We start from the raw sequence: 11,930 nt of genomic DNA on the forward strand, positions 1-11,930 counted from the left end.
AATCGATTAGATTATACCCCGCTCCTGAGATGGAGCATCCTCGGGCTTCCCGCCCATCAATGGAAGAGACTAGCTCATGACCAGCCAGACCATACCGGTAGCGCCCTTCGACTGCGTCGTCTTCGGCGGCACCGGCGACCTTGCGGAACGCAAGCTGATCCCCGCGCTCTACCAGCGCCAGCGCGCGGGGCAGCTGAGCGATCCGACACGCATCATCGGCGCTTCACGCTCCCCCATGACCGATGAAGAATACCGGGCCTTTGCCCGCGCGGCCATCAAGGAGCACGTCAAGGCGGAGGAGATCGACAAGAAGGAGGTCGAAATCTTCCTCGCGCGCCTCTCCTATGTCGCAGTGGACGTGAAGGCCGAAAGCGGCTGGGGAGCGCTGAAAAAGCTCATCGAGGAAAAGCCCGAGAAGATCCGCGCCTTCTATCTGGCCGTCAGCCCCTCGCTTTTCGGCGATATCGCCAGCCATCTCGATGCCAACGGCCTGATCACGCCGGATACGCGCATCATCGTGGAGAAGCCGATCGGGCGCGACCTGAAATCGGCGATGGCGCTCAATGATATCATCGGCAAGGTCTTTCGCGAGGATCAGATCTTCCGCATCGATCATTATCTCGGCAAGGAGACGGTGCAGAACCTGATGGTGCTGCGCTTCGCCAACGCGCTTTATGAGCCCTTGTGGAACTCCGCCCATGTCGACCATGTGCAGATCACGGTGGCGGAAGCGGTCGGGCTGGAGGGCCGCGCCGGTTACTACGACAAGGCCGGCGCGCTGCGCGACATGGTCCAGAACCACATGCTTCAGCTTCTCTGCCTTGTCGCGATGGAAGCGCCGCCCTCGATGGACGCCGACAGCGTGCGCGACGAAAAACTGAAAGTCCTGCGCTCGCTGAGCCCGATCACCAGCCAGAATGTCGAGGAACTCACGGTGCGCGGCCAATACCGGGCCGGCGCTTCGGCGGGCGGCCCGGTCAAGGGCTATATCGAGGAACTGGAGGGACAGGCGAGCAATACCGAGACCTTCGTCGCCATCAAGACGGAAATCGCCAATTGGCGCTGGGCGGGCGTCCCCTTCTACCTGCGCACGGGAAAAAGGCTTGCCACACGCGTTTCCGAGATCGTGGTGACCTTCAAGCCGATCCCGCATTCGATCTTCGGCGAGGGTGCCGGACGCGTCATCGCCAATCAGCTCGTCATCCGCCTGCAGCCGGACGAGGGCGTCAAGCAATGGCTGATGATCAAGGATCCCGGCCCGGGCGGCATGCGCCTGCGCCACGTGCCGCTGGACATGAGCTTTGCCCAGTCCTTCCAGGAGCGCAACCCGGATGCCTATGAGCGGCTCATCATGGACGTGGTGCGCGGCAACCAGACGCTGTTCATGCGCCGCGACGAAGTGGAAGCGGCGTGGCGCTGGATCGACCCGATGCTCCAGGGCTGGGAGGAAACCGGCCAGCAGGCGCAGGGCTATACCGCGGGCACATGGGGGCCATCGGGGGCGATCGCGCTCATCGAGCGCGACGGCCGCACATGGCACGACAGCCTGTGAGCATGGACAAGGTGACGATGGCGATTGAATGGCATGACTTCGCGAGCGGCGCCGATCTGGCGGCTGCACTCGCCTCGCAGATTGCGGCGCGGCTGTCGGAAGCCGTTCGCGCGAACGGACAGGCGGTGCTCGCCGTTTCCGGCGGCACGACGCCGGTCCAGCTGTTCGAGGCCCTGTCGCAGCACGATGTCGACTGGGCTTGCGTGACGGTGACGCTGGTGGACGAACGTTTCGTACCGCCCGAAAACGGCCGCTCCAACGAGCGGCTGGTCCATACGCATCTGTTGAAGGACAATGCCGGCAAGGCGAAATTCATCGGCCTCTACAATCCGGCGCTGGTAGCCGAAACGGCCGCGATTGCGGCGGCGAACCGCATCGACGCGCTTCCCCGGCCGTTCGACGTCGTCATTCTCGGCATGGGAACGGATGGGCACACGGCATCGTTCTTTCCCGACGGGGACCGGCTCGATCAGGCGATCGACGCGCAAGGCAAGGCGCTGGTCCTGCCGATGCTGGCCGAAGGCGCCGGCGAACCGCGCCTGACGCTGACACTGCCGGTGATCGCGGAAGCCCGTTTCATCGTCCTGCACATCGAGGGCGAAGCCAAACGGGAAGTGCTCGCCCGCGCCCTGGAAGGGGGAGAGGAAACGGAAATGCCGATCCGCGCCGTCTTCAACCATGCACAGACGCCCGTGCATGTGTTCCGGGCTTGATGATGCGCCACCTTCCCTTGATGGGGGAAGGTAAGAAGCGAACCGCTCTTGGAGAGTACAATGTCCGCCGACAAGCGAATTCTCGAAATCACCGACCGCATTCGCGAACGCTCGAAGCCCACGCGTGAAGCATATCTGGAGCGCGTGCGGCAGGCAGCTTCCAACAAGCCGAAGCGCTCGCTGCTCGGCTGCGGCAACCTCGCCCATGGTTTCGCCGCCTGCGGCCCGGCTGAGAAGGCGGATCTGGCCGGTGACGTGGTGCCCAATCTCGGCATCATCACCTCCTATAACGACATGCTGTCGGCTCACCAGCCTTACGAGACCTTCCCGCAGTTGATCAAGCAGGCGGCGCGGGAGGCGGGCGGTGTGGCGCAAGTGGCGAGCGGTGTGCCCGCCATGTGCGATGGCGTGACCCAAGGCTTCGCGGGCATGGAGCTGTCGCTCTTCTCGCGCGACGTGATCGCGATGGCGACCGCCGTTGGCCTTTCGCATGACATGTTCGACGCCGCCGTCTATCTCGGCGTCTGCGACAAGATTGTGCCGGGCCTGATGATCGGCGCGCTGACCTTCGGCCATCTCCCAGCCGTCTTCATCCCGGCGGGACCGATGACCACCGGGCTCCCCAATGACGAGAAAGCGCGCATCCGCCAGCTTTATGCCGAGGGAAAGGTGGGCCGCGCCGAACTGCTGGAAGCGGAGTCGAAATCCTATCATGGGCCGGGAACCTGCACCTTCTATGGCACGGCCAATTCCAACCAGATGCTGATGGAGATCATGGGCCTGCATCTGCCCGGCGCTTCCTTCATCAATCCGGGCACACCGCTGCGCGACGCGCTGACCAAGGAGGCGGCGAAGCGCGCACTCGCCATCACCGCGCTCGGCAATGAATATACGCCTGTCGGCGAGATGATCGACGAGCGCTCCATCGTCAACGGCGTCGTCGGCCTCAACGCCACCGGCGGCTCAACCAACCACACCATTCACCTGATCGCCATGGCGGCCGCGGCGGGAATCGCGCTTACCTGGCGCGATATCGCGGAAATTTCCGATCTGGTGCCGCTGCTGGCGCGCGTCTACCCGAACGGCCTTGCCGACGTGAACCACTTCCACGCGGCGGGTGGCATGGGCTTCCTGATCCGTGAGCTGCTCGACGCCGGACTGCTGCATGAGGATGTGCGCACCGTCTGGGGCGAAGGGCTGCGTCCCTATGCCATCGAGCCGATGCTGGACGATGCGGGCAACGTGGCACGGCAGCCCGCACCGGAAAAGAGCGGCGACGAAAAGGTGCTCGCGCCCGCGACCCAGGCCTTCCAGCCGACGGGTGGCATCCGGGTGCTGACCGGGAATATCGGCAACGCCATCATCAAGATTTCCGCAGTCAAGCCGGAGCGGCATGTCGTCGAGGCCCCTGCCCTTGTCTTCGACAGCCAGGCCGCGCTGCATGAGGCCTTCAAGGCGGGCAAGCTTGATCGCGATTTTATCGCCATCATCCGTTTCCAGGGGCCGAAGGCGAACGGCATGCCGGAACTGCACAAACTGACGACAGTGCTCGGCATCCTGCAGGACCGCGGCCATCGCGTCGCGCTCGTCACCGACGGGCGCATGTCGGGCGCCTCGGGCAAGGTGCCGTCAGCCATCCATGTGACACCGGAGGCACTCGACGGCGGACCAATCGGCAAGATCAGGGACGGCGATATCGTGCGGCTCGATGCGAGGGCGGGGACGCTGGAAGTGCTGATCAGCGCGGCGGAACTGGCGGGCCGCGAGATGGACAAGGTCGATCTTTCGGGCAACCAGTTCGGCACGGGACGGGAACTCTTCGCCGCCTTCCGCCAGTTTGCCGGGCGGGCGGATCAGGGGGCATCGGTGTTTTAGGGGCCTTCCGTCGTCATCCTCGGGCTTGTCCCGAGGATCTGCCGTAAGAAAATAAGTGAGAGCCGGCAGAGACTTGTCCCTGCGGCACCAGTGAAAAGATCAGCCTCTACCGGCAGTAGATTCTCGGGACAAGCCCGAGAATGACGGGGAAGAGGGCCTAAAACCTCGGCGCTGCCTTCCCCGCGGCTCGATAGGCTGATTTGGCGGTGTTGGCCATCAGCATGGCGATGGTCATCGGGCCGACGCCGCCTGGAACCGGCGTTATCGCCCCGGCAACCTTCTCGGCCTCGGCATAATCCACATCGCCGACGAGGCGCGTCTTGCCCTCGCCCTTCTCGGGCGCCGCGATGCGGTTGATGCCGACATCGATGACCGTCGCGCCCGGCTTCACCCAATCGCCCTTGACCATCTGCGTGCGTCCGACGGCGGCCACCAGAATATCAGCGGTGCGGCAGAGGATGGGGAGATCCTTGGTGCGGCTGTGAGCAATGGTCACCGTCGCATTGGCATTCAGCAGCAATTGCGCCATCGGCTTGCCAAAGAGGTTCGAGCGGCCGATGACCACTGCGTTCAGGCCCGAGAGATCTTCGCCATGGATGCGGCGGACAAACACCATGGCGCCTGCCGGGGTGCAGGACACCAGACCCGTCTCCAGATCGCCCGTGGCGAGCTTGCCGGCATTAACCACATGGAGGCCGTCGACATCCTTTTGCGGCAAGATCGACTGGATGACCGGTTCGGATTTCAGATGCTTCGGCAGCGGCAACTGGACAAGAATGCCGTGAATCGAGGGGTCTTCATTCAGCGAAGCGACGAGCGCCTCCAGCTCTTCCTGCGTCGTCTCGGCGGGCAAGGTGTGCTGAACGGATTTGAACCCGCATTCCTTCGCCATCCGGCTTTTGGAATTGACATAGACATGACTGGCCGGATCGTCGCCGACGATGATCACGGCGAGGCCGGGAGTGACGCCCGTTTCGGCGACGAGCTTCGACGTCGCCTGCTTCACCTGGCTTACAACGTCCCCGGCAACAAGCTTGCCGTCAATCACCTGCGTCATTCAGAGCTCCCGTGGTTGGCCGTCATCATGCAGCGCATAACGGGGTGACGCCTGCATGACAATAACCAAAAGCGACTTCCAGGATTAAAGAAGCGCCTCAGCGGCGATAACGCGCCATGGCGTGACGGATATCCGCGATTGCCTCGCGGATTTCGTCGATTTCGCTGCGCCGCTGATGCGGGAACGGTATCAGCCGGTCTTCGTCCGGGGTGGCGATGTCTTCCGAGACATCATAGGCGTTAGGCACCTCCGTCTCGTCTTCGGCGCGGCCTTCTCGGGCCCGCCGCACCGCCGCCGCAAGGCGGGTTTCTCCCTGTTCGGATTGCATTTCGCGCTCCGGCGCTGACGAACGGCGTGGTGTGTTGCCGCCGCCCATCGGCGCGGGCGGCTGTGGATCGAAATCGGGACGTCGGGATGCGGGGGCGTAGACCGGCGCGGCCGGGGTGCCGACAAGGCTCGCATAGATGCCGCGCATGACGGCGATGCCAAGACCGGCGAAAAGGCCGAGCAGCAAACCCGCCAGCACGATGTTGCGGCGCGACGGACCGGCCGATTCCAGCGCCGGGCGCGCCGCCGAAATCACGCGGACATTGGCCGTATTGATGCCCTCCTGCTCGCCGGTTTCGCGCGTGCGCAACAGAAAGGCCTCATAGACCGAGCGCTTGGCGCTCGCCTCGCGCTCCAGCTCCCGCAGCTTGACCAGCTCCTCATTGTTGCCGGCGTGCTGGACCTTCAACTGCGCCAGGCGCGCCGCCAGATCCTGCTCCTGCTGCACGGAACGCCTGAGATCGACCTGGATCGAAGTGCGGATGCGGTTGAGCTCCGCCTCGATTTCGCGACGTAGACCCTCGGCCTCAGACTGGAGCTGGATCAACTGCGGGTGGCGGGGGCCCAGCTTGGTCGCCAGCCCATCCGCCTGCTGCCTGGCGGCGGCGTATTGCGAGCGCAGCGCGGTGATGGCGCCGGAGCGCAGCCCTTCGGGCAGACCGCTGGTGAAAAGGCTTTCCGCCGTCATGCCCTTGAGAGATTCCGCACGGGCGTTCAGCCGGATCGTCTCGGCGCGCGCGGCGCTCAGCTGGTTGTTGAGGTTGGCGATATCGTCATCGGTGATGAGCTTTCCCTCGATGTTGACCAGATCATGATCAGCCTTGAACTTCGCCACCGCGCTTTCGGCTTTCTCGACGCCGGCCCGCAGATCGGCAAGACGGGCGGACAAGGTATCAGTGGTGCGCTTGGCCGCATCGGACTGGATCGAGCCCAGCTGCTGCTGGAAGACATCGCCGATCGTATTGGCGATATAGGCCGACTTTTCCGGATCGCGCGTCTTTACCGAGATCGAGAAGATGAAGCTCTTGGCATCGCGGGAAATGGTCAGGCTCTTGCGGAGATTGTTGAGGACCCTGGTTTCAAGCGTCGTCGCGTCTTCCGTACCATCACCCGATACCACGTTTCTGATCGAGGCGAAGAAGCCCGCGATGCCGCTGGGCTTCAGCGTGCCGTTGAATTCGGGATCCTGGAGAAGTCCCGCGCGATCGATGACTTTGGTCAGCACGCTACTGGAATCGACAAGGCGCGCCTGACTTTCGGCAATGGCAAGCGAAGCATCGGTCGGCAGCTGGCCCGGCGTCAGATCGCTCTGGACCACCTTGATGTCGCGGGGATCGACCAGAATATCGGCAGTCGACACATATGTCTTGGAAACCGAGAGCGCATAGGCGACGCCCAGCGCCAAGCCAAGAACCGTCGTCGCCAGAATGAGGTTTCTGGAGCGGCGAACAGAACCGAAGACCGCGCGCGGATCGACGAGCGGCTTCCATTCCTCGTCACGGTATTCGCCGTCCGGAACTCGATCGTTACCGGCGGGTTCGGCATGGCTGTAACCGGCAGGCGTTTCCTCGGCATGATATGCGGCTGTTGCGGGCGGTGGTGGCGGTGGCGGAGGATTGTCCTCGCCCGACTGGAGCCTTGCGCGCAATTCGGCCTCGACGGCGGCCATCTCCTCGCGGATGCGCGCTTCCTGATCGCTTCGGGCGGTATCCGCGTTGCGGAGGGTGTCTTCCAGAACAGGCGGCTCGGGTTCGGGTTCGGTCTCGGCAATGTGGCGCTCGCGTTCCGCCATGCGCCTTGCATGGGCGAGGCGATGACGCTCTGCCTCGTCATCCCAGAGTGTATGGGCGACAGGCGGACGACGGCCTTCCCTCGGTCCTTCCGGATCGGGCTTGCCTGCAAACGACAGAAGCGGCCGCGCTGCCCGCTTCTTATGTTCGTCTTCCGGACCGTTCATCCGCTATTGCCCATCCTCGAAACGCAACGCCGCCTTTGGTTAAGCCAAACTAAATTTGCATGGAAAAGAAATCGTTAAAAAATACGGCGGATAAGGATTATTCCTGCGGCCTTGGCCGGACACGCCGCTCTTGACTTTGCGGGTCCATACAGGGTGTTAAACTTTTGTCGCTAGATTGAGCGGCGGTCATTCTCTGCGAGAAGCGGGGCCAGCAGCGGGACGTCTCCTTGATCTTAAGCCAGTTGAAACAGCAAGCCGGTCTCATCCGCGACTATTTCTCTGTCATCAGCGGATCGGCGGGGCGGGTCATCGTCTCGCTTGCCTATTTCGTGGCGCTCGCCAACACGCTCTCCATCGCCGATTTCGGCGTTTTCGCGACCGCCTCCGCCACCGGCGTTGTTCTCTCGCGGCTCGTATCGTTCGGCTTCGTATCGCCGCTCTACCGCATCGCCACCGTCAAGCCGCAGCTGATCGGCGCCTATACAGGCGGCTATCTCGCGGCTATCGCGCTCTCCCTGCCCTTCCTCGCCATCGCGGCATGGGCGGTGCATGCAATCTTCTTCGGCCGCGATGTGACTTTCAGCGTCTTTGCGCTGATCATCGTGGCGGAAGCGCTCTTCTGGCGCTCGGCCGAGGTCATCATCATCGTCAATAACGGCCTCAACCGTTTCGGCAAGGCGGCTGTTCTCGTCATCTTCGGCACGGTGACGCGGGCGGTGGCGGCCGTCCTCTTCGCCTTTTCGGCGCATAGTGACCTCGCCCACTGGGCATGGTGGTATCTCGCCGCCAACGGCGTCTCGCTGCTCGTCGCGCTGTGGTTCTACCCGCGCGTGCGGCTGCGCTTCGTGCCGGCGCTCTACAAGCGCCGCATCGCCGATGCGCTGGCTGTGGCCGGCGCCGAAATCCTGTTCTATGTCCAGATGGAGCTCGACAAGCTTCTGGTGCTCTCGATCGGCGGACCACGCATCGCCGGCATCTACGCCATCCTGATGCGGCTCGTCGACCTGACCGCCCTGCCGATCCGCTCGTTCAACATGATGCTCGTGCAGAAGCTGATGCGCACGCCCGACATGCTGCGCTCGCTGAAGATAAAGGCCGGGCTTGAGGGCGGCGTGTTCCTCGTCTCGACCGCCGCCCTCGCCGGCCTGGCGCTGTTCCTCTATTTCTTTCCGCATGCACTCGGCTCGAATGTCGCCGGCGTCGTGGCGCTCCTGCCGCTGGTCATTCTCGTGCCCGGTTTCCGCAACCTCGTCGAATATCAGGCGGAGCTGCTCTATGCGCGCGGCCAATCCGGCCTGCGCACGCTGAACCTTGCTATCCTGGCGGGCGCGAAGGCGCTGCTCGTCTGGCCCCTCTTCACCCATTTCGGCGCCGACGATGCCTGGGTTGTCTGGCTGAACGCGGTCTTCGCGGCGCTCTATCTTCTGTCACTGGTGCTGACTTATCGCGGCCTGCGGCTGCCGGCAAAACGTGTTTAGTTAGCAGCCGATCAGCCTGCGGATGTGATCCGTATCGACGCCGATGAAGGACTGCATTCCGATCGCCACCTGCTCCGGCTTCATCTCGGCCACGAAAGCGCGGAATTCCTCATCGGTCGGCGCCGGCGCGAACCAAAAGACCCGGCACAGATCCTTGCCATCGTGGAAATGGCCCCTGCCATCCAGTATCTCGTCGGCATAGCGGCCATAGATCATGCATTCGGAGAAGCGCCTGACACGGCCCATCACCTCGACCCAATGGCTATGATGGACAGCCTCGATGCGCTTGCACATGGAGATAAGCGCATCGCGCCGCCAGGCGATCAGCGTGCCGATATAGTCATGCGGCGATTTCCGCGCGGGATCGATGCCGAGCAACGCCCCCGCATTGGCCGACCACATCAGCTGATCGCCCGGTACAGGCCGCAACAGCGCATCCTCATGGCGCAGCAGCCTCAGGTCTTCGCCCCGCCAGAGCGTTCCAACATCGAAGGAGCGAAGAAAGGCCACATCGGAATCGGCATAGAAGATTGCATCGTCATCGATATGGGCGGCAAGCGCGATGCGCCGCATCTGCTGCACATGCCAGCCCCGCAAGGGGAGGATACGTGGCGAAAACCAGATGCGGCGCCTGCCGCGGGTCAAAGGATCCGGCCACGCCTTCAGCCATGCGGGCAGAAGATCGCGCTCGTCCACGACCACGCGATGCGCATTTTCCAGCTGCCGGAAAAGACCGACATCGCCACTTTCAACGAGGAGATAGTGCTTGGTGAAGCCTGTGACATGAGCATCGAGCGTCTCGCAGAGCAGCTTGCAGCGCTCGAAATCACCGGCATAGCTCGCGGTGGCAATGGCGGTCTTCATGCTTCGCCGTCAATATTGGAATTGGTGGACGTAGTGGTTCGCCTGGATATCCGCGCCCAGACGAGGCGGGTGACAAACAGGAAATTGCCGATGATATAGCGGCGCCAGAGACGGCCCGGCTCCTGCCAGAGGCGATAAAGCCACTCAACGCGCAACTTCCGTATCCAGAGAGGCGCACGCGGGACGGTGCCGGTCTGAAGATCGAACAGAGCGCCAACGGCGAAGGCGGCCGTGCAGTGATGCTTCGTCAGCTTGTCGGCGATAAAGAGCTCCTGGCGCGGCACGCCCATGGCAACCAGCAGGATATCCGGATGAAAATCAGCGAGCTTCTTCAGGATACCCTCCTCCTGTTCAGGCACAAAGTAACCGTCGGAGATCATCCTGACCTCGTGCTGCGGCGCGAGGCCCGCAAAAAAGGTGACTGCCTTCTCCGTCACCTCAGGCCGGGCGCCGAGAAGGCCGATGCGCAGCGGCGTCTTGATATGCCTGATGAGGGCGGGCGTGAAATCGGTGCCGTTGAGATTGGCCGGAAATTTCTTGCCGTGCCAGAGGGAGGCAGCCAGATCGACGCCCAGCCCGTCGGGCAGGACGAGAAAATCGTTCAGCGCGGCGCGATAGCGCGGCGTCTGCCAGGCGATATTGGCGCAATGCGCGTTGAGCCAGGCGACGCGCAGAAATTCGCCTCGTTTGATGCGGCCGGCAACGAGATCAAGCGCTTCCTGCCAGCCGAGCGCGGCAACGGGAATGCCGAGCACGTCATACGCCGGCGCCAATCCGGGCGTCATGCGGCGGCTCGATCCGCCGGCAACAGGCTTCCTTTTATCCGGCGTCATCCGGCGACCTTCCGCTTTCCCGATGCCAGACGGTCCAGCCCGCGGCGGATGGCGGCGTCGAGCTTCTGCAACTGGCTGGCATGGAAGGCCCTGCCGTCGAGCCGCTGGCGATCGCCATTTCGCACGCCGGCGATCATGGCGCTGACGGCGGCGGCGAATGCGACGGGCTCGTCGGCCACGACGCAATTGGCCGGCAGCGATGCAATGCCGCGCACCGAGCGCGATGTCGCCACGCTTGGCATGCCCAGTTCGAATGTCTCGATGGTCTTCAACTGGACGCCGGTGCCGGCGCGGCTGACCAGCGGTATGACCGCCGAGCTTTCGACGAAGGCCGTGGCATCAGGCACCCTGCCTGCGAAGGCCACGCCCGGCCATGCTGAGCGCAGATCGGCGGGCGTGCCGCCCGCGACGGCGATGCCGATGCCGGGATCGAGCAACGGCTTGACCTCACGCAGAAACCATTCCAGGCCGATGCGGTTCGGAGCCCAGGTCCAGGTGCCGATCAGGCCGAGATCATGGGCGACGGGGAGCAAAGGTCGCGGCCTTATCTCCTTGCGCGTCACCAGCGGCAGTGCCGCAAAGCGCTCCGGCGGAAGACCGAAGGTTTTGCCGTCGTCCTCCGCCAGGGTATAGACGAAATCCGCCCGGTCGCAGAGCCGGGCTTCCAGCCCGCGAAGGAGCCGCGCCTCGCGCGCGAAGAGCGCTTTCTGGACAAGGCTTCCGGCCGCAGCCGCGTTTTCCTGCGCCGAGCGGTATTCGACGTTATGGGCCACGAAGATCGACGGCTTGTCGCGGAAAACATGCTCGAAGGCGCCGGCAAGCGGCACGCCATTCAGGACATAGGCATCGAACGGTCCGGCCGAGGCGATTGCCGCGCGCAACCTGGCTTCCGGTATCACACGCAATTTGACTGAAGAGACGGTTAGCCCCGCGGCGACCGCCCGGCGCAACCACAGGAGCTTTTGCGCTAGCCCGGCGGTATCAGTGCGCACATCCACCTCGCCCAGGAGGATCGTATTTTCCGGATCTGAAGGCTGCTTGCCCGGCCAGGTGAAGCCCAATACCGTCACGCGTGCGCCGGCCCGGCGAAGGCCGTCAATGATCGCCGCATTGGCGATCTCGTAACCGGTGGTCGGCTCACCATCGGGAACAAGCGACGTGACGAATAAGAGGTGCATCGGCCCTACTGGAAGTCGAAATGCAAGACAGGCAATTGCCTGCCATGGGAGCATAAGCGGGCGAAATGAAGGCTTGATTAATCGATATGGCGTGTT

The 11,930-nt window shown here is 63.5% G+C and carries 8 protein-coding genes and 1 pseudogene; 4 read left to right on the forward strand and 5 right to left on the reverse strand.

Translation table 11 applies throughout. The annotated features are described in order from the left end of the window. The first annotated feature begins 76 nt into the window (after positions 1–76). Genes zwf through edd form a run of 3 tightly spaced genes read left to right on the forward strand, consistent with a single transcriptional unit; the run spans position 77 to position 4,140 of the window. Positions 77–1,552 (forward strand): glucose-6-phosphate dehydrogenase, encoded by a 1,476-nt coding sequence (gene zwf / locus ATN84_RS02350; RefSeq protein ID WP_068879916.1) that lies wholly within the window; start codon positions 77–79, stop codon positions 1,550–1,552. 17 nt (positions 1,553–1,569) lie between these two features. Further along, positions 1,570–2,265 carry a 6-phosphogluconolactonase gene (pgl, locus tag ATN84_RS02355; protein ID WP_068880832.1) on the forward strand — a complete coding sequence of 232 codons (696 nt, stop codon included), beginning with the start codon at positions 1,570–1,572 and terminating at the stop codon, positions 2,263–2,265. 60 nt (positions 2,266–2,325) lie between these two features. Next, positions 2,326–4,140, forward strand: coding sequence for a phosphogluconate dehydratase (gene edd, locus ATN84_RS02360; RefSeq protein WP_068879917.1), 1,815 nt, complete (start codon positions 2,326–2,328; stop codon positions 4,138–4,140). 157 nt (positions 4,141–4,297) lie between these two features. Here the strand turns inward: edd and folD are convergent, their stop codons facing one another. Both folD and ATN84_RS02370 read right to left on the reverse strand, forming a co-directional pair. Continuing rightward, positions 4,298–5,197 carry a bifunctional methylenetetrahydrofolate dehydrogenase/methenyltetrahydrofolate cyclohydrolase FolD gene (folD, locus tag ATN84_RS02365; RefSeq protein ID WP_068879918.1) on the reverse strand — a complete coding sequence of 300 codons (900 nt, stop codon included), beginning with the start codon at positions 5,195–5,197 and terminating at the stop codon, positions 4,298–4,300. Positions 5,198–5,666: 469 nt separating this feature from the next. Continuing rightward, positions 5,667–7,481: pseudogene (locus ATN84_RS02370) on the reverse strand (GumC family protein); the annotation flags it as partial. A gap of 227 nt (positions 7,482–7,708) precedes the next feature. Between ATN84_RS02370 and ATN84_RS02375 the strand changes: the two are divergent. After that, positions 7,709–8,959, forward strand: coding sequence for a lipopolysaccharide biosynthesis protein (locus ATN84_RS02375; RefSeq protein ID WP_068879919.1), 1,251 nt, complete (start codon positions 7,709–7,711; stop codon positions 8,957–8,959). On the opposite strand, the gene ATN84_RS02380 is transcribed toward ATN84_RS02375, so the two are convergent. Genes ATN84_RS02380 through ATN84_RS02390 form a run of 3 tightly spaced genes read right to left on the reverse strand, consistent with a single transcriptional unit; the run spans position 8,960 to position 11,834 of the window. Then, positions 8,960–9,823, reverse strand: a complete 864-nt coding sequence (locus ATN84_RS02380; protein WP_068879920.1) for a DUF6492 family protein — start codon at positions 9,821–9,823, stop codon at positions 8,960–8,962. Then, on the reverse strand, positions 9,820–10,608 hold the full coding sequence (locus tag ATN84_RS02385) for a WecB/TagA/CpsF family glycosyltransferase (protein WP_068880833.1): 789 nt from the start codon (positions 10,606–10,608) through the stop codon (positions 9,820–9,822). The genes ATN84_RS02380 and ATN84_RS02385 overlap by 4 nt, the downstream gene beginning before the upstream one ends. A gap of 44 nt (positions 10,609–10,652) precedes the next feature. After that, positions 10,653–11,834 (reverse strand): glycosyltransferase, encoded by a 1,182-nt coding sequence (locus ATN84_RS02390; RefSeq protein ID WP_068879921.1) that lies wholly within the window; start codon positions 11,832–11,834, stop codon positions 10,653–10,655. Positions 11,835–11,930 lie beyond the last annotated feature (96 nt).

This window comes from Paramesorhizobium deserti, from assembly GCF_001558695.1.
In the GTDB taxonomy this organism is placed as follows: Bacteria; Pseudomonadota; Alphaproteobacteria; order Rhizobiales; family Rhizobiaceae; genus Paramesorhizobium; species Paramesorhizobium deserti.